Origin of the sequence: Nostoc sp., assembly GCF_036919575.1 — a bacterium.
Taxonomy (GTDB): domain Bacteria; phylum Cyanobacteriota; class Cyanobacteriia; order Cyanobacteriales; family Nostocaceae; genus Nostoc.
On sequence record NZ_JBALBY010000034.1, the window covers coordinates 33,989 to 59,716 of the forward strand.

Here is a 25,728-nt window from a genome sequence, read left to right on the forward strand (position 1 = left end):
ACTGAAGTTATCATATCTTTAAGAACATGAGGAGTGAGGAAAATTTATCCTCATCACTCCTCATCAGCTACTCTTTACACCAATTTACTTAGCATCAGCCAATATGCTTTTGATGTCTTCTAGCTGCACCACTCCTGAAAAAGTTGGACTATTAATTACAAAGAAAGGTGTGCCAGGAACAGCCAATTTCTCAGCTAGCTGGATATCGTTCTTAATTGCGGGAGTGGCAATAGTCAGATCGCGTTTAAATTTACCCAAATCCAGATTCAGTTTTTTAGCAATATCTAAATATAACGCTTCACCTAGTTGCTTTTGATTAGTAAATAGTGCATCATGATATTCCCAAAATTTGCCCTGCTGATATGCTGCCCAAGCCGCGATCGCAGCTGGCAATGCTTCAGAATGAATTGAAGTCAACGGTAAATTCTTGTAAACTAATCTTAGTTTATCTGGATACTTTGCTAACAATTCTTTCAAGGTTTTATGCGCCTCAGCACAATAGGGACATTGAAAATCTGAAAATTCTATTAGCACAGTTTTTGATTGAGTTGAACCTGTGGTGGGAGACTTACCAATTACTGTTTGAGGATTCGTTTTTAAATCCTCTAAAAATGCTTGCTGTACTTGTTTTACTTTCTGTTGTTGTTGCTGCTGATAGGCTTGAACAGACTCAATAACTACCTCTGGATGTTCCCGGATAATTTGTAATACTTGCTGTTCCAACTGCGGATCAATGGTGCTGCTAGCTTGTGCAGGAAATGACCAGGTGACAACCAAACATAGTAGACTGATTGCTGTCCCAGTACGCAGATACTGAAATAAGGGACTAAACCAATCAAATAATGTACTCATACAAAAACTCATAAATATTTGTTCAATTGTTAAAAAGATCCAGCAATCATCCCAGCAAGTAAAATAAAACCAATCCACACGTTTTGCCGGAACATCTCACCATAAACAGGGTTAGCTAAGTCTTGCTTTGTTAATCGTAGAGACTGCCAAACCCATCCGATAGTAGCAATTGCAAGGCTAATCCAGAAAGCTAAGTGCAGATGTATGAGTACACCTAACCAAGCCAATAATAAGATTGTGCCAGCAAAGAAAATTCCAATAGCTACAGGGGCATAATTCCCAAAAAATAGAGCGCTAGAATTAACACCAATGCGGCGATCGTCTTCCTTGTCGCTCATAGCATAAACTGTATCAAATCCCAATGTCCACAATACAGTCGCGCCCCAAAGTAACCAAGTTGCTTGGGAGATGGTTTGTGTGACTGCACTCCAGCTAATCAATACGCCAAAACCCCAAGCGATGGAAAGTACCAGCTGCGGTACGGGAAAGACTCGTTTTGCACCTGGATACAGCAGAATTACCGGCACTGCTGCCACACATAACCAGAAACTCAGGGGGTTAAGATAAAAGGCCAGGACTGCTGCACATGCTAGCGATACGATCGCAACTACAATCCCAACTTTCACAGACAGGGCGCGAGAAGCGAGAGGGCGTGAGCGTGTTCTCTCCACTTGTGGATCAATATCCCGATCCCACAAATCATTCACAACACATCCAGCCGCACTCGTGGCCAGAGTCCCCAATATAATCACACCAACCAGAGGTAAAGGCGGTTTCCCAGAGGCTGCCAAAAACACAGCCCAAAGTGCAGGAATCATTAAAATTAATCGTCCTTCTGGTTTATGCCATCGTAAAAGCCGGATAATTACTAGCCAAACTGGTGACTGGGGGCGTTCTGGCGTCGTTAACATATAAATCAACAAATAACTTTAGATAGATAAATTCACACATCTTTTATAGAATAACCTTATTTGTTATTTGTAAAAACATAACCCAAAGTGGCAACCTTAAATATCTTTAAATAGTCACTACGGTTAGAAACATTAGGGTGAATATACTTAGCTCAGTTACCCTCGACCAACGGTCAATTTCTCAGCAAGTGTATTGCAACAAATATCAGTGCCAGCTACCCCCGACATACCACCGTTTGCCATCATTTCTTATAAAGAGAGAAAACTAGATGCTGAATTTAGTAGCTTCGGCTAGCTGGGAGAGTGTTCCAACTCAACCACTTAAGCAAGATCGGATTATTGCTGCCATTGACCTGGGAACAAATTCTCTACACATGGTAGTAGTCAAAATTGACCCCACACTACCAGCTTTCAGCATTATCGCTAGAGAAAAAGAAACCGTGAGACTTGGCGATCGCAATCTTAGTACTGGGGAACTCAAACCGGAGATAATTAAAAAGGCGATCGCGGCTTTAGGACGCTTCCAAGAAGTTGCCAAAACTATCAACGCTGAAACTATCATTGCTGTGGCAACTAGTGCTGTGCGGGAAGCCCCCAATGGGAAAGATTTTTTGCACAGGATAGAAACGGAGTTGGGTTTAAAGGTTGACTTGATTTCTGGTCAAGAAGAAGCGCGACGAATCTATCTTGGCGTGCTATCGGGGATGGAATTTCACAACCAGCCCCAGATGATTGTTGATATTGGCGGTGGTTCCACAGAATTGATTTTAGGCGACAGTAACGAACCGCGTACTCTCACTAGTACTAAAGTCGGTGCAGTGCGACTCACTAGCGAGTTAATCACCACCGACCCCATCAGCAACACCGAGTTTCAGCAGCTGCAAGCCTATACACGCGGGATGTTAGAACGTTCCGTGGATGAGGTACTAGCAAACCTCCAACTTGGAGAATCTCCGCGTTTGGTGGGTACATCTGGCACGATTGAAACCCTGGCGATGATTCATGCACGGGAAAAGTCGAGTGTTATTCCTTCCACTCTCAATGGCTACCAGTTCAGTCTGAAAGACTTGCAAGAGTTGGTAAATCGCTTGCGGAAACTGAGTAACTCAGAAACGGCTGCCATACCTGGGATGCCAGATAAGCGGGCTGAAGTTATACTTGCTGGCGCAGTAATATTACAGGAAGCGATGACCCTTTTGGGTAGTGAATCGGTTACAGTTTGTGAGCGTTCTCTGAGGGAAGGCGTAATTGTAGACTGGATGCTAACCCACGGTTTAATTGAAGATAAGCTACGCTACCAAAGTTCAGTTCGGGAACGCAATGTTCTAAAAATCGCTAACAAGTACCACGTTAACTTAGAATATAGCGATCGCGTGGCCAAATTTGCCGAGAGTTTATTTGATCAAACTCAAGGTACCCTACACCACTGGGGAGTTGACGAGCGACAACTGTTGTGGGCTGCTGCAATATTACATAATTGCGGTCATTATGTCAGCCATTCGTCTCACCACAAGCACTCTTACTATCTAATTCGCAATGGTGAATTACTCGGTTATACAGAAACCGAGATTGAAATCATTGCCAATTTAGCGCGTTATCATCGCAAATCACCGCCGAAGAAAAAACATGAAGATTACCAGAATTTGCTGACTAAAGACCAGCGACAAATGGTAAGTCAATTGAGTGCAATTTTAAGATTGGCAGTGGCATTAGATAGACGACAAATTGGTGCGATCGCTCAAGTGCAATGTGAATATTATCTACAATTACAGCAGGTAAACTTGCTAATTTTTCCATCTAAATCTGATGATGATTGTGCTTTAGAACTCTGGAGTTTAGATTATAAAAAAGGAGTGTTTGAGGAAGAATTTGGAGTGAAATTAGTAGCGAATTTAGAAAAGTCTAGCGTTGCTAACTTCTCCTAGAAACAAGTAATTAGGGTGCGTTAATGATGTGTAACGCACCTGCTGAATAAAGTATAAGCGCACATATATGCGCCACTACAAATTATCTGTGATTTACAAGTATGCTTTCAAAATTCCAGTTAAATTCTTATATATGTATACTTTTTCATCCTACTTAAGGATGAATTGATAAACTACCCAAAGAATGTAGTTTAAAAACACAAATTAGAATTATAATTAGAGCATCGTTAATAGTCTATTTAATATAGGTTATGTTGCTATTGGATATCTAAGCTGGGAAAACTTAGATATCCTTATATAAAATTTCACTAAAGCAGGCTAAATTGCTCAGTTTTCTGCATTGGAGCAGGACTTACGCAAACAATAACCGAAAAGAATGATTTTCTTCTTAGGGGCAATTCATGAATTGCCCCTACAGCTTTTGCGTAAGTCTTATGGAGAATACTCAGACTTCAACATATAGCTTGCATATATAGAAGCTGATCGCAGTCAAATTGACTTGGAGAATGAGATAAGGTGAGTATTGTGTAGATATTAGATAAAGATAACTTATCCTTTCAGTCAGCACTTAGTTATTGACTAATGTTATAATCAATATAAAACTTGAAAGATAAAAATATTATGAATTTAGCTGTAAAAACTACCTTTCCAATAACCGCACCAAAGTTAACTTATGATGTGCTGATTGAAAATCAACCAGATGGCACAGTCAAAGCAATATTGTTAGGTTTACCAGATTGTCAAGGTTTAGGAAATACGGAAACGGAAGCAATAGAGAAACTCAGTCAAAGTTTGGAAACTCGGTTAAAAACAGCCAAAATTGTGACTTTAGAAATTGAAGCGCCCAAAGTAGAAAATCCTTGGTTGAAAATAGCTGGTATGTTCAAGGATGATCCGCAATTTGATGAAATGCTGGAATATATAGAAGAATATCGACGTGAACTTGACGCAAAAATGGAGGAACATTATCGGCAAATTGATGCGGAGAATGAAACTAAGTGAGTTTATGGATACTTGATACGGATCACATCTCACTTTTTCAACAGCAGCATCCAGTTGTCACGCAGCGTATAAATGCAGTCAATCCTGAAGACATTGCCATAACGATAATTACAATTGAAGAACAACTGCGTGGGAGGTTTAATATAATCAGAAAGGCTTCCTCATCTGATACATTGGTATTAGCTTACGCAAAGCTACAGGCTACTTTAGAGTTTTTCAAAAACGTGCGATCGCTAGGATTTAACGAGTATGCTATCAATTATTACGAAGACTTTATTCGTCAAAGAATCCGCATTGGTACTCAAGATTTACGCATTGCGGCAATTACGCTGTCAGTAAATGGGATTTTAGTAACCCGCAACCACAACGATTTTGAGAAAGTTCCTAATTTGCGTTTTGAAGATTGGACTATATCTCAATACGATTCAGTTAACGCTAAAACTCTGTTGTCAAAGCCCAATTTTTTAAGGAAACGTAAAGGACGCAAAGGAACAGAAGGAAGAAATGCTTAACTGAACCGTCTTGGACTATATCTTAATTTTTATCAAGGTTAATTTAACCTATTTGTTTATAGTTAAAAACTTCAGAGTAATATTCTTAGCTTGCCAGTATTCTTTAGCTGAATTTAAAATATCCACTGCTATTTGGTACTGTGTCGGTTCAGCTTGAGCAAAGATATCAGCATCGTCATACAATATGACGTATCTTTCAGCCGGACACCATGTTAAATCGGTGATACATTCATCAAAAGCATCCCAGTTTGCACCAAAGTATGTAGGAAATTGCATTGCTTCAGCAGCGTTACTTAAAAATGTTGGTTCTTCAGTACCTGTTATGCCAAATTATTAGTTAAACATCAAAATTTGGCTTAAAAAATAAGGTTAAAAGCCAAAATTATTGCTAAAACCCTAAAATGTTAGTAAATAATGTTAATTATGTTGATAAATAAGGGTTTCAGGGTTTTATCAAAGGAATTTAGCATAGTAAGTACTAAAGAGCCAAAATGTTTCTTTGCTATTAATTTTTTTACCATCAAGATAAAAAACTTTAGTTCCTGATTCTGCGGCTAGTGAATCCACTCTTCTTAATATATGTATCGAGATAAGTACCATGAGATGTGGCACTCATTAACCCTTGATAGAGGGACTGAGGAATATTAAAATACTGATATAAAGAGCCATTTAAAAATTCAACCTCTAGTATTTGATGTTCAGCATCGTAACCAATAGAGGCGACGTTTGATGATGACACAGACGTTCTTTGCATTGTTCTTTATCTTTACTATTCCAAATTAGATTTGCTATGTTACTAAGTTTAAGTGCAAGCCTTTGTTAGACGATGCCACCCCATAATAAAGTTATTTATCTGGAGGCTGAAACTTAGTTCTATATAAATTGATAACTTCATTGTTATTACTAAAAGATGTGGGAATTTTGTCTAGAATTGCGTTAACCATTTCTGAAGCTGTATTACAAGCCCATCGTGCCGCTTTAGCAGTACTGACTAATAGCGTTATTGATTCCACTTGTGTATGGTTTTGAAATATCCCTTTACTGCGAAGTCTTTCAGTTAGCTTTCTTCCAATATATTTAAATTCACCATTCTCTCCTTCTTCTATGCGATCTTCTGGCTTAAGATGACCTAAACAATCACGTAAGCTGAATAGGTCTGCGAAGTTTTGATAGGGATTCTCTCCCTTTTTGAAGCCGCTATTTAATGCTTCACTGGCTAGCATAAACTTCTCTGGCGTGCTTTTTTTAAAGGCAGACTCGTCAATAGCATCAATCAATTTATCCAAAAAAGCTTCGCTTTCTCCAGCTTGCTTTGCATCTTTAGCAAGAGACAAAACTTCATTTATAAAAGCCTCAAGTGCCAGTGCGGAAAAAATTATAGAGATTAGTGCATCATTTTGTCTGTGAATTTCAAAACCTTCGCTTGCTTTAAAATATGCATCCTTCGCAATTTGATAGAAGTGATAGGAATCTGCAATAAACCCCTGAATTGGTTGCATACTTTTCGCTTTCCTCACACAATTTTTAGTATATTTTAACACCAACAAAAATAATTGGTGCATTTAAATTCGTCAGAAATTAGCTGTTGGTAAATATTATTAATAATTTTTTGTCATCTTTAGATATTACAGCTTACGAATCAGAACAAAAAGTAAAGCAAAAAGCAACAGAAAAATACCAAGTGGAAGCACAAACCACGCAGATCCTGGAACACTCCCTGCAATCACAAAAAAAACTCCGTAACCTAACCAGAGTACCAAGAAAAACACCTCTATAATAGTAAATGATGAAGTAGTGGTAGGTGTTGCCGATGGTTGGGTTATTACAGGTTGAATGTGAGATGTAGAAGCTGCTGGTTGAGGAATGTTAGATTGAGTTGGCTTAATTGGTGATGAAGTGGCTGTATTGCTGCTTGATGATATAAGCTGCCAAATATTGATAGTATTGTTATCACTCCCATAGGCAAGGGTTTTACCATCTGGGCTGAACGCTACCAAAGCAGAATGCCCCTGAAGAGTGTGGATTTGCTCTCCTGTTGTCACATCCCATAGTTGGATAGTCTTGTCATTACTCCCACTGACAAGGGTTTTGCCATCTGGACTGAAAGCTACCGAACTCACGTATTCGGAATGCCCTTTGAAAGTGCAGATTTGCCCTCCTGTTGTCACATTCCACAGTTTGATAGTCTTGTCCTTACTTCCACTGGCAAGGATTTTGCCATCTGGACTGAAAGCTACGGAAGTAACCCAGTCGGAATGCCCTTTGAAAGTGCAGATTTGCCCTCCTGTTGTCACATCCCATAGTTGGATAGTCTTGTCATAACTCCCACTGACAAGGGTTTTGCCATCTGGACTGAAAGCTACCGAACTCACGTATTCGGAATGCCCTTCGAGAGTGCGGATTTGTCCTCCTCTTGTCACATTCCACAGTTTGATAGTCTCGTCCCCACTTCCACTGGCAAGGATTTTGCCATCTGGACTGAAAGCTAGCGAACGAATCGAGTTGGAATGCCCTTTGAGAGTGTGGATTTGTCTTCCTGTTGTGACATCCCACAGTTTGATGATATTGTCCTGACTCCCACTGGCAAAAATTTTGCCAGTGGGACTGAAAGCTAAGGAAATAAGCCAGTAGGAATGCACCTTAAGAGTGTAGATTTCTCTTCCCGTGCCTACATCCCATAGTTTGATGATATTGTCATAACTCCCACTGGCAAGAATTTTGCCATCTGGACTGAAAGCTACGCAAGTAACATAGTCGGAATGGCCTTGGAAGGTATGGATTTGCGCTGCTATTGCAACATTTTCTATAATTTTATCTGCGGCAAAAGCTTGAGGTTGTAATGTTGATACATAAGCAGACTGTTGTTTTGGTCTAGCAAAGCCAGGAAATATATCAATATGAAGTTTTGTAAAGCGATCGCACCAATAACATTTACCATAAGTTCGGCTGTAGTAGTGGCTGTCTACCTTTCCACAGATAGTTAACTCATTAACAGCAAGTCTGAGCGCCTTTACCCAATCCTCAGCAGTTGGGCGTAAATTAGAATTTTGATAACCATCATTAAAGCATCTGAGAAAACATCGCTTAACCTCTGGGTGAACAATCTCAAGAGGAATTATCCATTCTACAGGTTGAATCAAACTGTTTGGTGCATACAACCATAAACCCTGACGGATACGATCATTAGTGTCTGGGTCTTTCCCTGCGCCTATCCACGTTCCTGCAAAAGGACTTTGACCACCAAACAACAATTGATAGATAATCACTGCTAACCGGAAGCGATCGTGTATTTCCGTTTGATCAATGCTAGAAAAATCTTGATCAATCAGTTCCGGTGGTGTATAATCTGGTGAACCAACTGGACAACGATAAATCTTGCCATTTACCGGATTCCGAACCTGAAAGGAATCAGTATCAATAATTGAAGGTAAGGCGCGATCGTTTACAAGAATATTTTGCTGCTTGATATCACCCAAAACATAGCCAGAAATATGAATTGCTTCAATAATTGAGGCGATATTCAGCGCAGTTGTGTGCAGAAAACGCCAATCAACCTCAAGTTTCAAATGCTTGCGACGCTTGAAGTTGTATATATCAATAAGTTCTTTTGCTTCCTTAATTTCCGGCATCAAAAAGCCCACACAATCACCGTGAGCATCTTTCAGTAACGACTTAGGCCAAGCAAAAGAAATATGATTGAGATGAGAGTTTGGCTCTTTGGGTCGGTGCGCTATCATCACCGCCAACTTTTGCACACGCTCAGGAGTTTGTAAGTGGTAAATTTTTGCTAAGTAACCATTGCGATTAGTTTGCCAAACCTTACCTTCACCACTATCAGCTATTGGTTGACCCAGCAGAGTAATCGATTGACCCGTACTAGCACAGGTTAAAACTGTCATCGAATTTTACTCTCTATCAAATAAGCACAAAAGTAAGGTTTTATCATCGTCAGTGCGAGAATTTAGCCGTTCAGAGTTGAGGAATTCCATCAGATATTTATCTTTCTCCTCTTCATTAACTTGTTCGTGCAAGTATTCCTCCAAAGGTTTAAAGAAAGGTGAGAAGGCTTCCCAGTCGCTCAAGCGAATTGCTACTTTTTCTAGTCCATCAGTGGAAGCACAAATAAACTCTTGTTTTTCGGAAATAACCTTTACCTGCATTTCTTTTACTGCATTTGCTGAGGTGATAAAAGTCGTTTCATTAGCAAACTCACCTTTATCTGGCTGAAACAACAGTTGATATTCTGAATCTTGGGAACGCATTACAATAAATCCATCCCCGATTTGCATAGCTGCAAACCAGTCAGGAGTTGCCAGGAAAACCAACAATGTACAAGCTAAATCATTGACAGAATAATTTTCTTTGGCTGCTTGCTCATGTAACTTTGCAATAGCTTTTTTCACAATTGTAGCAAACAGTTTCTCAGCCTCTTCTTTGGACAGTCCTTTAGAATAACCTGGCTCTAATTCTTCTTCCTTCTGAGGAGATTCATTAATATCAGAAAAGCATTTGAGTACGGTTTCTACCGCCAACTTAGCACCAACATCAGAATGTTTAGCACTGCCAGCACCATCAGCAACGGCGCCGACAATAATCACATCTTGAAAGATGCGATAATCCCCATAATCTTGACAAACTATACCCTGTTTTTGATGACTTGTTCCGATCGCAGAACGCGCAACAGCTTTCCAATTCACAAAATTTCCTCCTAACTGCTAATTTGACCCCATCCCATAGCCGGTAAAGCTACAGCTTGTCCTACTTTGCCACTAGAAACCCGTTTCACCGAAGCAGAAAGCCAGACAAACAACTCACGAAAATCTAAGCCATTTAGCGTAACTGGTGGACGTTCAGGAGGAGAAATTTGTTTGAGGATATTCATATCAGCACCCTTTACACCAACTGCAAAAAATGACAGTCGGCTTTGTGCTTCTGCTTCTCTCAATCTTTTCGCGGCTGAATCCCAGGAGTCTGATGGCGCTCCGTCTGTAATCAAAAACACCCAGGGGCGATAATAGAGAATACCGTTGTTTTGATAAGTCTTTTTCCGGTTTTCTAGAAAATCCAAAGCATACTCAATCGCCGCGCCCATTGGGGTTAAACCATCTGCTTCCAATGTAGGCGGTGTAAATTGGTCAATCGTCACAAAGTCTTGCGTGAGTTTAACTATGGGGCCAAATGTGATCATGGCCACCTCGACACTCAGCGATGCTTGAGCATCTTTTAGTACATCTTCTTTGAAAGCAGCAAGTCCTTGATTTAACTCTTGGATAGGCTGACCTGACATAGAGCCAGAAGTATCGAGTAAGAGAATTACAGGGCAACGATTTTCTGGATTTTCAACGAATTCAGGCAATCCTACAGGCATTCGACGCTCCTAAATTGAGTCAACTGGTCTGAGAGATCAATCACCTACATTATTGGCTAAAAAATACACTTTTACAGTAGTATTTATACGTACAAATACTACTGTCTATTTGCCTGATTGAAAGCGTTTGTACTTGTTAGCTGATTAACCAAGGTTTTACCCCACCCTAACCCTCCCCTTATAAAGGGGAGGGAACTAGATTTCCGATCTCCCCCCTTTATAAGGGGGGATTAAGGGGGGTAATTCCGTAGCCTTCTAGGAGAGAGGTCAGAGTCTATTGCATACAAATGAAAATCCCTAAAGCTTCTTAAATCTACCTATCTCATTAAAATCTTCAGCCTCCTGTAACCTTAGCTACACCTGAGTATTAATTCCTTGTCTTCGAGAGGCTACGCGATCGCACAACTACATAATTCGGTAAAATTGGGTAAAGCAATTTTTGCGCTTGTTAAACAAAGGCATCAGCAAACCCATGCAACTGAAACTCAGTGCATCTCAACTTCCCTTCGCCCCTATGCTGTTAATTGCCCCCTTTTTCCTATGGGGGACGGCAATGGTAGCCATGAAAGGAGTCATACCCCACACCACACCGTTATTCATGGCGGGAGTGCGTTTGATACCAGCAGGGGTGTTAATTCTGATTGCAGCAGCATTCATGGGTAAACCCCAGCCGAAGGGTTGGGCTGCATGGCTGTGGATTGCCTTATTTGCCTTGATAGATGGGACGCTGTTTCAAGGCTTTTTAGCAGAGGGATTAGTCAAAACCAGTGCGGGGTTAGGGTCTGTGATGATTGATTCGCAACCCTTAGCTGTTGCCTTGCTGTCGTTGTGGCTATTCCAAGAACACATTGGTTTTTGGGGATGGCTGGGGTTAGGCTTGGGAGTCACAGGCATTAGTTTAATTGGTTTACCTGATGAGTGGATTTTACATTTTCTCGACTCAGGCGCAAATATTACAATTGGCAACTGGCAAGATTTGTTTGCTAGTGGCGAATGGTTGATGCTGTTAGCAGCGCTATCAATGGCAGTGGGAACAGTGTTGATTCGGTTTGTCTGCCGACACGCTGACCCAGTAAGCGCTACAGGATGGCACATGATTTTAGGTGGATTGCCACTATGGGGAATTTCATCAGTTGTTGAATCCCAGCAGTGGGAGAATTTAGGAACATCTGATTTAGTGGCTTTGAGTTATGCTACCGTATTTGGCAGTGCGATCGCCTACGGGTTATTCTTCTACTTTGCCTCTAGTGGCAGTCTCACCAGCCTTAGTTCCCTCACCTTCCTAACACCCGTATTCGCCCTACTATTCGGCAATCTCTTTCTCTCAGAAGTCCTCAGTCCGTTGCAGTGGGTCGGTGTTTTCCTCACTTTAATCAGCATCTATCTGATTAACCAACGTGATACCTTAGCTGGACAAAACGATACAGTTACCGTCGGCGAAATAGCTAATATACCGCAACCAGTTTTAGAAGCATCTGCTAAAAAATTGAACCCCATAACCCTAGCAGTCAGAGAATCTGAACCGGAAATTTTGCCATAAGCACTAAGTCTCTTCTCTACCAGACGCTGCACTTCGGTAAGGCTCTGTTACCATGCGAACAATTTTGAATTTTGAATTTTGAATTTTGAATTGTTATTGTGGTATCGAAGACTTCAAAAGCACGTTCAGGCTGAAACTTGCAATATGAGGCTACGCCCTTCCTTAATCTTGATATTTACCTGTTTTTCTTGCCTCGGTTTTTACCCAAATCGCGCAAGTACAGCTACACCTAACCTAGCACCTGAAATTTTAGAACTTGCACAAGCTAGTTCGACAGTTACTGCACTTCCTGCTGTTTTGAGTTTCGGTAGTCAAGGGTCAGATGTGCAGAGACTACAAACTCAATTAAAGCAGTTGGGATACTACAGTGGCGTAGTAAATGGACAGTACAACGCCAGTACGAAAATCGCTGTAGCTAGATTCCAGAAAGCAAAGGGTTTAAAAGTAGATGGCATTATGGGTCTGGCCACTAGCGGGAAACTGCAAGCAGCAATGGAGGCTAAAAATCAGATTATCACCTCTCGAATATTCACCTCTCCTGCTGCGACTTCCAAACCAACTGCAACACCCAAGCCAATTGAGAGAGGTTTTGTCTGGTGGTTAATATTTGCCATCGGAGTTCTAGGAAGTATTGGCGCACTTATTTACCTGCTGAGGTGGTTTCGTCAGGTCAAACAAGTGGAAAATTCCGAAATATCAAATACTAAAAGCTTGACTGAAGCTAAGAAAAACCCGATGCCACCACTCTTACTAGAGACTGTAACTATTCTACAAACAGCTACGCCACCACTTACCACACAATTACTGCTACCAGAAAAAACTTCCCGACTGGCTAAACTGAATATCATTGATGAATTAATTCAAGACTTACGCAGTTCTGACCCAACCAAGCGACGCAAAGCTATTTGGGATTTGGGTCAGCAGGGAGATTCGCGGGCAATTCACCCAATGGCTGAACTGATGATTGATGCTGATTCTCAAGAACGCAGTTTAATTTTAGCAGCTTTGGCAGAAATTGGCACCCGCACACTCAAACCAATGAATCGTGCTCTAGCAATTTCAATCCAAGATGAAAGTCCACAAGTGCGGCAAAATGCGATTCGTGACCTGACGCGCGTTTATGATATGATGGGTCAAATGAGTCAGATGTTGCGACATGCACTAGAAGACCCAGATCCCGATGTGCAAGCAACAGCACGATATGCTTTAACTCAAATGAATCGAATGCGTGGCTTGCCGGAACAACAGAGTCTACCGGAAGATTCATACAATGATTCCCAAGAAGAAGTCTAAAAATATTTCAACTGGATTTGGATATTGGTGTTCGGGCCTGCCACTAAAAATGCTGCTTCGCTAAATTTGGGCGCTCTTGTGCGAATTTCTGGGTTGGTGGAAAATCCAAAGCCTTCCTTTGGTATACCAAAACTATTACTATTGAGAGTGCGGTCATTATTTTGATCGTGGAAGACAGCAACGGCGTAACTACCTGCTTTCAAGTTCTCAAAGGTAATAGTTAAAGGAATGTCAGTAATCTTCCTACACTGCTTTTGTAAGGCGCGATCGCGATCGCTAGGAAATCCTTGACTGCTTGCAAATAGACTGGTACAAACTTGCCCTTCTTTATTCTTCAAGCCATCAATTTCGATGGTGAGTTTGCCGTTAAAATTTGCCTTGGCACTAAATGACCATACCAGATTTCCCACCACTGCCAATAGCAGGATACTAACTCTCAATCCTTTTACCATAAAATTTTCACAAAATAAAATAACTTTTGCTCAAACAAAGCAACGCAGATTTCCAATATCTATCCTGAGATGTCTATTGGTCGAGCTATTTACAGAATAATTATCACTCAGTTAAATCTGATTGTAAGTATAAACTCACAGGCGATCGCTATCTTAATTGATCAGCTGCACCAGTTGAGCAAAGACACTGATACTGTTGGCGAATGTAATACATTATTGTCTTGTTAAGTATTACGTAAGCTCAAACCTTCAATCTGTAGTTGCGGCTTTGAGTTGTAACACTTTTGTCCGTGCGTTTGTAACACTTTCGCCAACAGTATCAGACACTTCGCTTACCTCTTATCTACTCCCTCCAATCCTAAAACCTGAGAAAATACCTCTTCGCTTGCGCCTAAGTTCTCTACTATTCCAGCAGCAAATGCGACAGGGGAGGATATATTACAGCAATAGAGAGCAAATATAGGGCATATTTATAATAGTAAACATGGCGTGATCTTTTTCAACATGACACACCACACTAGTTATAATTTCCTATAAGTTGAAAAAACTCTTAAGATTTAGCGTAATAATTACGCTTCTCTCACACCGACTAGCTGACAACCACATTAGGAGGACTATCTATGGCGCTTGTACCACTGCGGCTGCTGTTGGATCACGCAGCTGAAAACGGTTACGGCATCCCAGCTTTCAACGTTAACAATTTGGAGCAGATTCAGGCGATCCTGAAGGCTGCTGTCGAGACAGATAGCCCCGTAATTTTGCAAGCTTCTCGTGGCGCTCGTGCTTATGCAGGAGAAAACTTCCTCCGCCACCTAATTTTGGCAGCAGTAGAAACCTATCCTCAGATTCCCATTGTCATGCATCAAGATCATGGGAATGCACCTGCTACCTGCTACTCAGCAATTAAGAACAACTTCACCAGCGTGATGATGGATGGTTCTTTAGAAGCTGATGCTAAGACCCCCGCTAGCTTCGAGTACAACGTCAGTGTTACCCGCGAAGTTGTAAATGTAGCTCATGCTTTGGGTGTCAGCGTTGAAGGTGAACTCGGTTGTTTGGGTTCTCTAGAAACTGGAGCTGGTGAAGCTGAAGATGGTCACGGGTTTGAAGGTACACTCGACCACTCTCAACTCTTAACTGACCCCGATGAAGCTGTTGAATTCGTAGAAGCAACCCAAGTAGATGCTTTGGCTGTTGCCATTGGCACAAGCCACGGTGCTTACAAATTTACCCGCAAGCCGACAGGGGAAATTTTGGCAATCAGCCGCATTGAAGAAATTCACCGCCGTTTGCCCAACACCCACTTAGTAATGCACGGTTCCTCTTCTGTACCTGAAGATTTACTTGCACTGATTAACCAGTATGGTGGTGCAATTCCTGAAACCTACGGTGTACCTGTAGAAGAAATTCAAAAAGGCATCAAGAGTGGTGTACGTAAAGTAAACATCGACACCGACAACCGTTTGGCGATTACTGCTGCTGTACGTGAAGCTTTGGCTAAAAAACCAGAGGAGTTTGACCCCCGTCACTTCCTCAAGCCTTCTATTACATATATGCAGAAGGTTTGTGCTGAACGCTATCAGCAATTTGGCACAGCTGGCAATGCAAGCAAGATTAAGCAAGTTTCTTTAGAAGATTTTGCTGCTAAGTATGCTAAAGGTGAACTCAACGTTGTTACCAAAGCAGCCGCTAAAGTTTAATTTTGCCAACAAATAAGTAGTAGCACAGTGCTGCTATGCTCCTAAAAGACTGAGGATTCTCATATTGGCATAAACCGGGTGTTTACCCGGTTTTTTGTTTTATTCATAAGTAATGGGCATTAGGCATTGGGAAAGAGGAGGTAGGAGGCAGAAGTTCTTTAATTTAGAATTTTGAATTTTGAATTTTGAATTGATTTCCCCCTCATCCCCAGCGCCTAGAATACCCGATGTTGTAAAGAGGGCATTTGACGGCGGACTTGTTCAAGCCTAGTGGGGTTGATTTCAGCGATCGCAATTCCCGGTTTTTCCCCAGCATCGGCTAAAATTACGCCCCAAGGGTCGATAATAACGGCGTGGCCGTGGGTTAGACGGCGGGCGTAGTTGTTGCCTGTTTGGGCAGGAGCAATGACGTAGGCTGTATTTTCGATGGCTCTGGCTTGTAATAGTACTTGCCAGTGATCTTTACCAGTAAAGGCGGTAAAGGCGGCGGGAATAAAGATAACATCAGCTCCCTTATCTGCCAGATGACGGTACAGTTCCGGGAAGCGGACATCATAACAAATAGAAAGTCCTAAATTGCCAAGTTTTTCTGAGAAATAAACGGGGGGTAGTTGCGTACCAGCCACAACGGTGCTGGATTCCCGATAAGTGATGCCATCGGGGACATCAACATCAAATAGATGTACTTTATAGTAGCGGGCAAGTTCTTGACCGTTTGGGTCGATGAGTAGAGTGGTGTTATAAACTTTGCCTGTATTGTCTACCGGAAGTGGAAAGCTGCCGCCTAAGATCGTAATTTGAAAGCGTTGAGCCATTTTTTTGAGAAAATTTTCACTTTCACGAGCGATCGCATCGCCTTGGGCGAGTTTGTCTTTTTCTTCTCCCATATAGGAAAAGTTTTCTGGCAAACCTACCAATTGGGCACCTTGACGCACGGCAAGCTCGATTAATTCTTCTGCCTGTGCCAAATTTTTCTGTAGATCGGGCACACTGGTCAATTGAATAGCGGCGGCTAAATAAGACTTCATAGATTCAACAACGAACAGTTGATTTATTGAAGATAGATTATCAAAATATATCGCTACTTCAACATCTGTGGCACTTAATTAGAAATGCGTTAGCGTTGCTTTCCTTTAACAGACTTGTTTTATTGCTGATCTTAATCTTCCTCTGGGTTCTAGCAAACTGAGCAAGATTGCGATTGTGTTGTGATCAAAGCCTGATAAAAGCTGTCTGCTATGGATATTTATTTTGAATTTTGACTTTTGAATTCGGAGCGTACTTCTTCTCTTAAGCAAGCCACTCGCAGCGTCTCGTACAGAAGCGACGTGACTCAGCTTTTGGGCTTTCTGTTGGCGATGCTATAGCGGTTCTCAATTGCATGGAATATAAACCCACTCGTATGAGCTTTTTCTGTGCCGCTACCATGTGTTGCATCCAAACGAAAATTGTCATAACACTAGAAATTGCTAGTGCAGCAATTAGGGAGTTGTTTTTGAGGTAGAAAACTCCTAAAAATATTCTGAAACTGTATACAAATGTAAACGAGTTTGAGAGACGAGAAATTCGCGTCTCTCAAACTTGTTTATAAAAATTAACCTAAACTTAGAACAAAATGGATAACTCAAGAGGATTTTATTGCCGATTGAGTTTCAAAGATACTTTTCGAGAGTGGAAGCTAATGTAGTTTTAGGCACAGCGCCGACCACCATATCCACTTTTTGTCCACCCTTAAAAATCATTAATGTGGGAATGCTGCGGATGCCATACTGGCTAGCAACATTCGGATTCTCATCTGTATTGACTTTTACAACCTTTATTTGACCTTTGTACTGTTCGGAGATTTCATCGACAACAGGAGCTACCATACGGCATGGTCCGCACCAGGGTGCCCAAAAGTCAACTAAAACGGGTACATCGCTATCGAGTACTTCTTGCTTGAAACTAGAATCTGTAACTTGTGCGGCTGTTGACATGCCTAAAACCTTCGCCAATAATATCTGAACTTGGTGAAAATTCTACCATAGCAAAAACCTCGGCTTGGGAGTAGAGGATGTACATTTGCAAAGAAGCTCTCTTATTTTATTTACAAACATAAGGAACCGCCCGAACAGTAGTCCGGGCGGAGTGTGGTGTGAGGAGTGAACGGAAACATGCGTCTCCGCTATCTCTATTGTAGGCGACATATCAGATTTTTCCAGCAATTGTTTAGGGGGCTGGAAAAATTTATTGAAGAATTAGGGAGTGGGGAGTGGGGAGTAGGGAGTGGGGAGTGGGGAGTGGGGAGTAGGGAGTGGGGAGTGGGGCATTAATTATTTCTTACCCATCTTCCTCATCTTCCTCATCTCCCTCATCCCCCTCATCCCCCTCATCCCCTCATCCCCCTACTCCCTACTCCCCATTCCTTTTATTTCCCCATACCTAATTGTTGAGCTTTTTGGTAAACTTTACCCTCGGTTAATAAGGAAGGCGCAATCACAATTTCCACTTGTTGCATTTCTTTAATATTTTTGGCTCCTAAGGTGCCCATGCTCGTCTTTAAGGCTCCTAAAAGATTGTGAGTGCCATCATCTAGTCCGGCTGGGCCAATGAGGATTTGCTCTAGGCTCCCAGTGGTGCCAACGCGAATCCGGGTGCCACGGGGTAAAACTGGGCTGGGAGTCGCCATACCCCAATGATAACCGCGTCCTGGGGCTTCGGCGGCTCTGGCAAAGGGGGAACCAATCATTACACCATCGGCACCGCAGGCGATGCATTTACAAATGTCGCCACCGGTGATTAAACCGCCATCAGCAATAATCGGGATATAGTTACCAGTTTCCTTGTAGTAATCATCTCGTGCCGCAGCACAATCTGCGATCGCAGTCGCCTGTGGCACGCCCACACCCAACACCCCACGAGAAGTACAAGCAGCACCAGGCCCAATTCCCACCAGTACCCCAGCCGCCCCAGCTTTCAACAAATTCAAAGTCACTTCGTAAGTCACGCAATTACCCAACACCACGGGGATGGGCATAGAACGGCAAAATTCTGCTAAATCAAGAGGTACTAAAGACTCTGGTGATAGATGTGCAGTAGAAACTACCGTAGCCTGGATAAAAAATAAATCTGCCCCAGCTTTCGCCACCGCCTCACCATATTTACTTGCACCGGCTGGAGTTGCACTCACCGCCGCAATCCCACCAAGTTGTTTAATTTGCTGAATACGTAGTTCAATTAATTCTGGCTTTATTGGTTCGGCATACAGTTCTTGCATCAGGGCAACAAATTCATCTTTACCCACAGAGGTAATCCGAGCTAATATTGGCTCTGGGTCAGCATAGCGAGTTTGAATCCCCTCTAAATTGAGGACACCTAATGCTCCTAACTGTGACAAACGTACAGCCATGCGAACATCTACTACGCCATCCATCGCACTGGCAATTATCGGGATTTCTCGCTCAATATTGCCAATCCGCCACTTAGTCTCTGCCAAACTGGGGTCTAGTGTTCTGTTACCGGGGACTAGAGCAATTTCATCTATTCCGTAAGCTCTGCGAGCTGTTTTTCCCCGCCCAAGTTGAATTTCCACGCTTTAATATTTCTCAAATCTGTTTAAGCTAGGGTATCAAATTGTGGAGGGGATTGGGACGTTTTTTCCCGGAACTACACAGTTAAAGAAGTCGGAAGTCGGAAGTCGGAAGTCGGAAGTACAGTTTTGTAACGGGGATAAAGACTCATTGCCACAAAACTTAAAGCCGTCCTTTATGACGGGGTTTTAGACCCATCTTTTTGATAAATTCGAGTTACCCAAGCCACCGCTCGAAACTTTGGTGGACGCAAAGTATTCATCAAGCAACCAAATGAGCAAAAATTGTTAATTGGTTTTTATAAGAAGAATTCATAACTCAGAAGCGGAGCCGGAGCAGGGCGAAAGCTCCGGTCAGAATAAAGTCATGAATTCTCTATGAGTGGGTGATGAATATTGGTTAAAACCAAGCCGAATTGTGGGCGAAAAAAATTAAAATATTCTCGCCTTAAAACTCTATCCCTGTCTTAGAGGATGTTTTAAAAGTCCTCTTGTCGGTAGCAAAACGTTCTAGATCCCCCTAAATCCACGCCACGTGCTTCAAGTCGGGAAAGCCGCCGCTCCGACTTTGCGCTTTATGGGTAGAGTATTCACCAATTCTGAATTCTGAATTCTGAATTCTGACTCCTGTTTTATCGTTTATTTTTAGCTGCATCCATACCCGTGTAACCAGTTGCTAACCAAAGTATTGCTCTAGCTCCATCACGAATAGATTTTTTGATAGATTCAGGGGGTTTTTCTGAAGGAACTGGCACTGGTTTTAAATAAATACCTCGACTACCCAAAATAATTTCGCCGATGACACAAGCCCGGCGCATATGGAAGTCTGAAGTAATCAAATAAACGCTCTTAATGCCGCGAGCTTGCAAGTCATCCACCAATGTAGTAAAATTAGTAACTGTATCTACGGCTTCATAGTCCAAGTGTAAACGTTTAGGATCAACACCAGCCTTGGTAAAGACTCGTTGGGTGAATCTAGGTGGACTACCCCCACTAATCCAAATTGGTATATTTGGATGCTGGCGGACAAATTCGGCCGTAAACTTCTCTCGCTCTAAACGTCTGGTTGAACCACCTAACACTACAACTGCTTGCGGCTGTACAAATTGGTTTTGTACTTCTTTATATCCCCACCAGATGATTAGCGGTAGGAGAAAAGCCATAAAACGAAAAGATTTACCTGTAAACAGTAGCTTATTCAAGGCTCGATAACTTAATTTACTGAATTCAAAATTTCCTCTGGCTAGAAGAAAAGTACAGTTGATAGTAGAGTAGCAAACTCCTCAAAAATCTGCCCAAATATAAATTTGGGTGATTGTCATGTTACAGCGCGATTAAGCGTGCTTGAAGTTTTTCCGCTAATTGATGAATTATCCTAACCTGTATCGGACAATGCATCAAAGGGTTGTAGCAGCTTGTCAAACAATTTTGGATTTTGGAGAAAGCGATTTTGGATTAACCTCGCCCACCCTTCGACTGGCTCAGGGCATCGCAAGGGGACAAGGCTTGAAGATTTAGGATTTGGGATTTTAGATTTATTCCGCTTGACTTCGGGGAGCCACTGCGGTCTTGGCTCGTAGCCAAGATGAGCAAGTGGCGTCGGGGCATGAACCAAAAATTCTTTTAATCCAAAATCTAAAATCTAAAATCTAAAATCGCTAGTCAAAGAATAATTGGCATCTATCTTACTCACTAGTTGCTGCTTCCAGCCAGACTTCTACATCATCGGCTAGCAACTTCTGTGCTGCATCCAGCATTGATGCTGCGATATCTTTGAGGTCTTCACGATTGTTCAAGTAAGTTTTCAAGGCTTCCATTGGGTCGATGCTGCTACTTGCACTCAATTCAGGAATCCGGGGCCTGGCTAATTGACTGACTAATTCTGCTTGAATGGTGTAGGTATGAGCCGGACTTAAAGCAGTATGTAGAGAGGAACTGTCAATTAAATCCATCTGTTCGGAGCGGAGTTTGTAAATTAGCCGCACTACAGCATCTTGAATATCATACTTGGCGATCGCTTTCATTAATACCGCTTGCGGATCATCTGTTTTCGAGACATCCGCTTCAATGGTGCGGAAAGTCCGAACTGTTAAGGGGCAAAATTCCCATTCAGCGCTGCCCCGCTCCAGTTCTAGCATTACATAGCCTTTGTCTTCTTTTTCTTCACTAAAATCTACCCGCTCAATACTCCCTGGATAAATCACCGGCGGGTTGTTAGATTTATTCAGATTTTGGTGGCGGTGGACGTGTCCCAACGCTACATAATCAAAACAAGGTCGCGTCAGCAAAGATAGGGGTAAAGTAAAGCCTTTACCTACTGCTAAAAAGCGTTCTGCGCCTAAAGTAGCATTGTCAGCCATCAAGTGAGCCAAAAGAACAGTTGGCACATTGGGGTCAAGACGGCGAATTTCCCCTTCTAGAACAACTCGCAGGCGTTCCGTTAACAGTTGGTTGACTTCCGCCAAAGACAAACCTTCAGTCTCTAGGCGAGTCATCAGGGTGGAACGGGTCAGCCAAGGGAGGGTGATTACTTGCACTTTGCCATTACGGGTTTCGATGCAGTGAGTAGTTAATGTATCACCGACAACAAATCCTGGTACTCCCAAAGTGCGGTAAATATTTAAACTTGCTCCTCCTTGTCCTTGGGAGTGTTGGTCGTGGTTGCCCACCAACAGCACTGTTGGAATATTGGCATCCATGAGACGGCGAAACTGGCTAGCAAAAGCTTGTTGTACATAGGGTGGTGGTGTCGCATCTGGGAAAGCATCGCCACCAAATATCACCATATCTACAACATCTGTCAGCGCTCGGTCAATACATTTAGAGAGTGTATTGACAAAATCCTCTAGCCGTGTATTTAATCCAGTTGTGGGATTAATTCGTCCGTGGGAGAAGCCGCTTCCCATGTGGATGTCGGAGAGGTGGAGGATTTTAATCATATTTGTCATTTGTTCTTTGTCTAATACTAATGACTAATAAGTAAATAACGCGATGAATGAGCGATATTTTGAATATCCGCCGCGTTGATTAAAATAACGAGTCGGTGTCCCAGTTGGTAGGGTGCGTTGACGGAGTGTAACGCACCAATTTAGAAGTCGAACCACAGAGGCACAGAGGGCACAGAGGAAGAGAGGAGGAAATTACTATTCCGTGTTATTACTTAAATAATTGTATTATATTTGCTAATTCAAAATCGACACCAGTATATTTTACATTTTTATTATGCTTCGTCTGTCATAACTTCTGTTAAGACGTGATGTTATTTGGAAACTCACGTCTTTTTACGGAATATTTAGTTTTAATTTATTCAATCTTCATGTTTTAGCTGTGGAGATTACAGGTGTTAGTTAGTAGTAATTAAAGCTTGATGAAAGATGCTGTCGCGCTAGATGGAATAATTACATATTTTATTAACTATGTTCGCCCAGAAGTTAAAGATTTTCGTGAGGCGATTGAAACATTTAAGGAAGACTTACCGAGTGTTTTAAATGCTTTGCGTGACTTAATTGATAGTCAAATCGAAACAAACGCAGCTTTTCAAACAGCGAGGGCTAAATTTTGGGGTATCTGCAAAGAATCTATTAATCCTGAAATCACTTTGCTGGATGTTAGAGAAATGATAATTCAGCATATTTTAACTGAAGACATTTTTATTAGCATCTTCAATGAATCTCAGTTTGATCGAGAAAATAATATTGCTCGTGAATTAAAAACTATAATCGATACCTTTTTTACAGGTAGCACTAAAAAGAATACTCTTGGTACTATTGAGCGTTACTATGGTGTCATTAGAAGAACTGCTGCGAATATTTATAATCATCATGAAAAGCAGAAGTTTTTAAAAGTGCTTTATGAGAATTTCTATAAAGCATATAATCCGAAAGCGGCTGACAGGCTAGGTATTGTTTACACGCCGAATGAAATTGTGCGCTTCATGATTGAAAGTGTAGATTATTTAGTTCATCAAAATTTTGGTAAGCTGCTTGCTGATAAAAATGTCGAAATTTTAGATCCGGCTACAGGAACAGGCACTTTTATTACTGAATTAATTGATTATTTGCCTAAAAATAGTCTGGAATACAAATATAAGCATGAAATTCATTGTAATGAAGTGGCAATTTTGCCTTATTATATGCTAACTTGAATATTGAGTACACCTATAAACAAAAGATGGGTGTGTATGAGGAGTTTGAAAATATTTGTTTTGTCGATACGCTGGATCATACATCATTTGCAGGCAAGCAATTAGATTTGTTTGCTATGAGTGTAGAAAATACTGAAAGGATTAAAAGGCAGAATGAAAGTAAGATATCGGTGATTATTGGTAATCCACCATATAATGCTAAACAAGAAAATTTCAATGAGAATAATTCTAATCGTTATTATGGAGCAATAGATCAGCTCATAAAAAATACTTACATTAAATATAGTAAGGCTCAGAATCGGATTGTGGTTTATGATATGTATACTCGTTTTATCCGGTGGGCAACTGATAGATTAAGTAAAAATGGAATTTTAGCATTTATCACTAATTCATCATTTATTGATGCTAGGACATTTGATGGTTTTAGAAAAATTGTAACTGATGAGTTTAGTGATATTTATATTATTGATTTGCATGGGGATGTTAGGAAAAATCCTAAGCTATCAGGTAAAACACATAATGTTTTTGGTATTCAAACTGGTGTTGCGATTATTTTTATGATAAAGAAGCAAGTAAGCAACGGTACACCTTGCAAAATATTTCATACTCGCCGCCCAGATTTTGATACAGCAGAGGAAAAGTTAAGGTTTTTAGCTGAAACTAAATTTACTGACATTCATTTTGAACATATTACACCAGATAAAAATAATAACTGGATTAACCAGACAGATAATGATTTTGATAATCTTTTACCATTAGTTGATAAAGACGTAAAAACTGGCAAAGCACAGAAAGCAGTTTTTAAGTTATTTTCTAGAGGAATTGCAACCCAAAGAGATGAATGGGTTTATGATTTATCAGAGCAAAATTTAGCTGAAAAAATGAAGTTTTGTATAAAAATTTATCAATCTCAAATTTTAGGAATTACGGAAAGCAAATTTAACATCAAGTGGGATAGAGAACTTACTAAATATTTAGACCGAGGTATAATAAAATGTTTTGACTGCCAAAATATAAAGTCAAGTCTATATAGACCTTTTGTGAAGATAAAACTTTATTTTGATAGGCATTTAAATGGCATGACTTATCAATGGTTTGATATTTTTAATGAAAATGATCTACAGAATAAATATATAGCTTTTTCAGCTTTGGGAAATACTAAACCATTCCATTGCTTGGGGAGCAATTCAATAATTGATTTGCACCTAACAGGAGATTCTCAATGTCTTCCCCTGTACCGCTACGACAAAGACGGAAACCGCATTGACAACATCACCGACTGGGGATTAGCACAATTCCAAAACCATTACAACGACTTCACAATTGCCAAATTAGATATTTTTCACTACACCTACGCCGTCTTGCACAATCCTGCCTATCGCACCAAATATGAACTTAATTTGAAACGAGAATTTCCCCGCTTACCCTTCTATGATGACTTTCACAAATGGGTTAACTGGGGTAAACAGTTGATGGATTTGCACATCAATTATGAAACTATCGAACCCTATCCTTTAAAACGAATTGATTTCCCTTTGGGTAAAGATAATAACAGGATACCAAAGGCAAAACTTAAAGCTGATGCAGCTAATGGAACCATTATTTTAGATGATGTAACTACTTTAGAAGGTGTCCCCAAAATTGCTTGGGAATATTGCCTTGGCAACCGTTCTGCTTTAGAGTGGATATTAGATCAATACAAAGAAAAGAAACCTAAAGACCCGACAATTGCTGAAAAATTCAATACATATCGCTTTGCAGATTACAAAGAACAGGTAATAGATTTACTACAAAGAGTCTGCACCGTCAGCGTGGAAACAATGCAGATTATTCAACAGATTTAGGTGTAATCGATTCGTGATTTTTCGGGAACAGACTAATCAATGTGCGTAAAGCCTGATTGACACTTTCTCCATTAGGAAAATACTCTCGTACATTGGGATCAAGCATCACTGCCCCATCTTCAAGGGTAAAGTGCTGTACAACAGTGTAAAACCTCACCCCAACCCTCTCCTTGGTAAGGAGAGGGAGCAAGAATTTGGTATTATTTGCAAAACTGAGATGCTCCCTCTCCAATGGGGAGTATCTCAATGAGTGTAAAAAGCCTTGTAAAACCTCACCCCAACCCTCTCCTTGGTAAGGAGAGGGAGCAAGAATTTGGTATATTTGCAAAACTGAGATGCTCCCATCCAATGGGTATTTATAGCGTTAACAGGTTGATAGTTACAAAACAGCAATAAATAAGATTATTTCCCTTGATAAGAACTAATATATAAACGCATTAGGTCTGTAAAAGAGGTCTTGCTAACTCACACAATAATTTTGGCTGAGACTTGCGGTAATTAAGCTCTCCTTATGTTTTTAGGCAATATTTCCACATCAAAAGTAAAAGTACACCATGAGGGTACTATCCATCCTCCACAGACCTATCAAAAATACAGAGTAGAAAATTTCCTTCAGA

The 25,728-nt window shown here is 41.1% G+C and carries 24 protein-coding genes and 1 pseudogene; 9 read left to right on the forward strand and 16 right to left on the reverse strand.

All coding sequences use genetic code 11. The features are described 5' to 3' along the window. Positions 1–84: 84 nt before the first annotated feature. Both V7K27_RS10925 and V7K27_RS10930 read right to left on the reverse strand, forming a co-directional pair. Positions 85–852: a DsbA family protein gene (locus V7K27_RS10925; RefSeq protein ID WP_334946990.1), complete on the reverse strand. Its 768-nt coding sequence runs from the start codon at positions 850–852 to the stop codon at positions 85–87. 29 nt (positions 853–881) lie between these two features. Further along, positions 882–1,763, reverse strand: coding sequence for a 4-hydroxybenzoate solanesyltransferase (locus V7K27_RS10930; protein ID WP_334946992.1), 882 nt, complete (start codon positions 1,761–1,763; stop codon positions 882–884). Between the two features lie 269 nt (positions 1,764–2,032). Here V7K27_RS10930 and V7K27_RS10935 point away from each other — a divergent pair, with 269 nt between their 5' ends. From V7K27_RS10935 to V7K27_RS10945, 3 genes are all read left to right on the forward strand, one after another. Then, positions 2,033–3,688: a Ppx/GppA phosphatase family protein gene (locus tag V7K27_RS10935; RefSeq protein WP_334946994.1), complete on the forward strand. Its 1,656-nt coding sequence runs from the start codon at positions 2,033–2,035 to the stop codon at positions 3,686–3,688. A 621-nt stretch (positions 3,689–4,309) separates the two neighbouring features. Further along, positions 4,310–4,690 carry a hypothetical protein gene (locus tag V7K27_RS10940; RefSeq protein ID WP_334946995.1) on the forward strand — a complete coding sequence of 127 codons (381 nt, stop codon included), beginning with the start codon at positions 4,310–4,312 and terminating at the stop codon, positions 4,688–4,690. Then, on the forward strand, positions 4,687–5,202 hold the full coding sequence (locus V7K27_RS10945; RefSeq protein WP_334946997.1) for a type II toxin-antitoxin system VapC family toxin: 516 nt from the start codon (positions 4,687–4,689) through the stop codon (positions 5,200–5,202). The genes V7K27_RS10940 and V7K27_RS10945 overlap by 4 nt, the downstream gene beginning before the upstream one ends. Before the next feature lie 48 nt (positions 5,203–5,250). Here the strand turns inward: V7K27_RS10945 and V7K27_RS10950 are convergent, their stop codons facing one another. From V7K27_RS10950 to V7K27_RS10975, 6 genes are all read right to left on the reverse strand, one after another. After that, complete coding sequence (locus V7K27_RS10950) at positions 5,251–5,526, reverse strand: barstar family protein (RefSeq protein ID WP_334947092.1); 276 nt, start codon at positions 5,524–5,526, stop codon at positions 5,251–5,253. A gap of 211 nt (positions 5,527–5,737) precedes the next feature. After that, positions 5,738–5,956, reverse strand: coding sequence for a KTSC domain-containing protein (locus V7K27_RS10955; protein ID WP_334946999.1), 219 nt, complete (start codon positions 5,954–5,956; stop codon positions 5,738–5,740). Positions 5,957–6,047: 91 nt separating this feature from the next. Then, complete coding sequence (locus V7K27_RS10960) at positions 6,048–6,701, reverse strand: hypothetical protein (RefSeq protein WP_334947001.1); 654 nt, start codon at positions 6,699–6,701, stop codon at positions 6,048–6,050. Between the two features lie 126 nt (positions 6,702–6,827). Then, positions 6,828–9,101 (reverse strand): protein kinase domain-containing protein, encoded by a 2,274-nt coding sequence (locus tag V7K27_RS10965; protein WP_334947003.1) that lies wholly within the window; start codon positions 9,099–9,101, stop codon positions 6,828–6,830. A 6-nt stretch (positions 9,102–9,107) separates the two neighbouring features. After that, the gene (locus V7K27_RS10970) at positions 9,108–9,899 is read right to left on the reverse strand and encodes a PP2C family serine/threonine-protein phosphatase (protein ID WP_334947004.1); all 792 of its coding nucleotides are present in this window, start codon (positions 9,897–9,899) and stop codon (positions 9,108–9,110) included. 11 nt (positions 9,900–9,910) lie between these two features. Next, positions 9,911–10,570 carry a vWA domain-containing protein gene (locus V7K27_RS10975; RefSeq protein WP_334947006.1) on the reverse strand — a complete coding sequence of 220 codons (660 nt, stop codon included), beginning with the start codon at positions 10,568–10,570 and terminating at the stop codon, positions 9,911–9,913. Positions 10,571–11,042: 472 nt separating this feature from the next. On the opposite strand from V7K27_RS10975, the gene V7K27_RS10980 reads away from it, so the two are divergent. Beyond that, on the forward strand, positions 11,043–12,110 hold the full coding sequence (locus V7K27_RS10980; protein ID WP_334947008.1) for a DMT family transporter: 1,068 nt from the start codon (positions 11,043–11,045) through the stop codon (positions 12,108–12,110). Between the two features lie 144 nt (positions 12,111–12,254). Continuing rightward, entirely contained in the window at positions 12,255–13,403 is a 1,149-nt protein-coding gene (locus V7K27_RS10985; protein WP_334947094.1) for a peptidoglycan-binding protein, read from the forward strand. On the opposite strand, the gene V7K27_RS10990 is transcribed toward V7K27_RS10985, so the two are convergent. Next, entirely contained in the window at positions 13,400–13,855 is a 456-nt protein-coding gene (locus tag V7K27_RS10990; RefSeq protein ID WP_334947010.1) for a DUF2141 domain-containing protein, read from the reverse strand. The two genes, V7K27_RS10985 and V7K27_RS10990, sit on opposite strands and share 4 nt — an antisense overlap. Before the next feature lie 69 nt (positions 13,856–13,924). Between V7K27_RS10990 and V7K27_RS10995 the strand changes: the two genes are divergently transcribed. After that, positions 13,925–14,083 (forward strand): hypothetical protein, encoded by a 159-nt coding sequence (locus V7K27_RS10995; RefSeq protein WP_334947011.1) that lies wholly within the window; start codon positions 13,925–13,927, stop codon positions 14,081–14,083. 392 nt (positions 14,084–14,475) lie between these two features. Further along, the gene (gene fba, locus V7K27_RS11000; RefSeq protein WP_334947013.1) at positions 14,476–15,555 is read left to right on the forward strand and encodes a class II fructose-bisphosphate aldolase; all 1,080 of its coding nucleotides are present in this window, start codon (positions 14,476–14,478) and stop codon (positions 15,553–15,555) included. 215 nt (positions 15,556–15,770) lie between these two features. Here the strand turns inward: fba and V7K27_RS11005 are convergent, their stop codons facing one another. Further along, positions 15,771–16,583 carry a carbon-nitrogen hydrolase family protein gene (locus V7K27_RS11005; protein WP_334947015.1) on the reverse strand — a complete coding sequence of 271 codons (813 nt, stop codon included), beginning with the start codon at positions 16,581–16,583 and terminating at the stop codon, positions 15,771–15,773. Between the two features lie 624 nt (positions 16,584–17,207). Next, a complete protein-coding gene (gene trxA, locus V7K27_RS11010) occupies positions 17,208–17,531 on the reverse strand; it encodes a thioredoxin (protein ID WP_069070846.1) in 324 nt (107 codons plus the stop codon). Positions 17,532–17,848: 317 nt separating this feature from the next. On the opposite strand from trxA, the gene V7K27_RS11015 reads away from it, so the two are divergent. Next, positions 17,849–17,980 (forward strand): hypothetical protein, encoded by a 132-nt coding sequence (locus V7K27_RS11015; RefSeq protein ID WP_334947017.1) that lies wholly within the window; start codon positions 17,849–17,851, stop codon positions 17,978–17,980. On the opposite strand, the gene V7K27_RS11020 is transcribed toward V7K27_RS11015, so the two are convergent. The 4 genes from V7K27_RS11020 to V7K27_RS11035 all read right to left on the reverse strand — a co-directional run bounded on the left by V7K27_RS11020 (position 17,963) and on the right by V7K27_RS11035 (position 22,062). Beyond that, the gene (locus tag V7K27_RS11020; protein WP_334947019.1) at positions 17,963–19,126 is read right to left on the reverse strand and encodes a GuaB3 family IMP dehydrogenase-related protein; all 1,164 of its coding nucleotides are present in this window, start codon (positions 19,124–19,126) and stop codon (positions 17,963–17,965) included. The genes V7K27_RS11015 and V7K27_RS11020 overlap by 18 nt on opposite strands. Positions 19,127–19,755: 629 nt before the next feature. Beyond that, positions 19,756–20,286, reverse strand: a complete 531-nt coding sequence (locus tag V7K27_RS11025) for a YdcF family protein (protein ID WP_334947096.1) — start codon at positions 20,284–20,286, stop codon at positions 19,756–19,758. A 212-nt stretch (positions 20,287–20,498) separates the two neighbouring features. Further along, complete coding sequence (locus tag V7K27_RS11030; RefSeq protein WP_334947020.1) at positions 20,499–20,738, reverse strand: hypothetical protein; 240 nt, start codon at positions 20,736–20,738, stop codon at positions 20,499–20,501. A gap of 70 nt (positions 20,739–20,808) precedes the next feature. Beyond that, the gene (locus V7K27_RS11035; RefSeq protein ID WP_334947098.1) at positions 20,809–22,062 is read right to left on the reverse strand and encodes an exonuclease SbcCD subunit D; all 1,254 of its coding nucleotides are present in this window, start codon (positions 22,060–22,062) and stop codon (positions 20,809–20,811) included. Between the two features lie 428 nt (positions 22,063–22,490). Between V7K27_RS11035 and V7K27_RS11045 the strand changes: the two are divergent. Next, a pseudogene (locus tag V7K27_RS11045) lies at positions 22,491–25,111 on the forward strand (type ISP restriction/modification enzyme); the annotation flags it as partial. Here V7K27_RS11045 and V7K27_RS11050 read toward each other — a convergent pair. Continuing rightward, entirely contained in the window at positions 25,095–25,268 is a 174-nt protein-coding gene (locus V7K27_RS11050; RefSeq protein WP_334947026.1) for a hypothetical protein, read from the reverse strand. The pseudogene V7K27_RS11045 and the gene V7K27_RS11050 overlap by 17 nt on opposite strands. Between the last annotated feature and the right edge of the window lie 460 nt (positions 25,269–25,728).

Excerpts from the sequence above, each read along its gene's own strand:
- V7K27_RS10935 (WP_334946994.1), top strand. The coding sequence starts at position 2,033 with ATGCTGAATTTAGTAGCTTCGGCTAGCTGGGAGAGTGTTCCAACTCAA.
- V7K27_RS10960 (WP_334947001.1), bottom strand. The coding sequence starts at position 6,701 with ATGCAACCAATTCAGGGGTTTATTGCAGATTCCTATCACTTCTATCAA.
- V7K27_RS10930 (WP_334946992.1), bottom strand. The coding sequence starts at position 1,763 with ATGTTAACGACGCCAGAACGCCCCCAGTCACCAGTTTGGCTAGTAATT.
- V7K27_RS10925 (WP_334946990.1), bottom strand. The coding sequence starts at position 852 with ATGAGTACATTATTTGATTGGTTTAGTCCCTTATTTCAGTATCTGCGT.
- V7K27_RS11025 (WP_334947096.1), bottom strand. The coding sequence starts at position 20,286 with ATGGCTTTTCTCCTACCGCTAATCATCTGGTGGGGATATAAAGAAGTA.
- V7K27_RS10955 (WP_334946999.1), bottom strand. The coding sequence starts at position 5,956 with ATGCAAAGAACGTCTGTGTCATCATCAAACGTCGCCTCTATTGGTTAC.
- V7K27_RS10940 (WP_334946995.1), top strand. The coding sequence starts at position 4,310 with ATGAATTTAGCTGTAAAAACTACCTTTCCAATAACCGCACCAAAGTTA.
- V7K27_RS10980 (WP_334947008.1), top strand. The coding sequence starts at position 11,043 with ATGCAACTGAAACTCAGTGCATCTCAACTTCCCTTCGCCCCTATGCTG.
- V7K27_RS11005 (WP_334947015.1), bottom strand. The coding sequence starts at position 16,583 with ATGAAGTCTTATTTAGCCGCCGCTATTCAATTGACCAGTGTGCCCGAT.
- V7K27_RS10985 (WP_334947094.1), top strand. The coding sequence starts at position 12,255 with ATGAGGCTACGCCCTTCCTTAATCTTGATATTTACCTGTTTTTCTTGC.
- fba (WP_334947013.1), top strand. The coding sequence starts at position 14,476 with ATGGCGCTTGTACCACTGCGGCTGCTGTTGGATCACGCAGCTGAAAAC.
- V7K27_RS10995 (WP_334947011.1), top strand. The coding sequence starts at position 13,925 with ATGTCTATTGGTCGAGCTATTTACAGAATAATTATCACTCAGTTAAAT.
- V7K27_RS10975 (WP_334947006.1), bottom strand. The coding sequence starts at position 10,570 with ATGCCTGTAGGATTGCCTGAATTCGTTGAAAATCCAGAAAATCGTTGC.
- V7K27_RS10990 (WP_334947010.1), bottom strand. The coding sequence starts at position 13,855 with ATGGTAAAAGGATTGAGAGTTAGTATCCTGCTATTGGCAGTGGTGGGA.
- V7K27_RS10965 (WP_334947003.1), bottom strand. The coding sequence starts at position 9,101 with ATGACAGTTTTAACCTGTGCTAGTACGGGTCAATCGATTACTCTGCTG.
- V7K27_RS11035 (WP_334947098.1), bottom strand. The coding sequence starts at position 22,062 with ATGATTAAAATCCTCCACCTCTCCGACATCCACATGGGAAGCGGCTTC.
- trxA (WP_069070846.1), bottom strand. The coding sequence starts at position 17,531 with ATGTCAACAGCCGCACAAGTTACAGATTCTAGTTTCAAGCAAGAAGTA.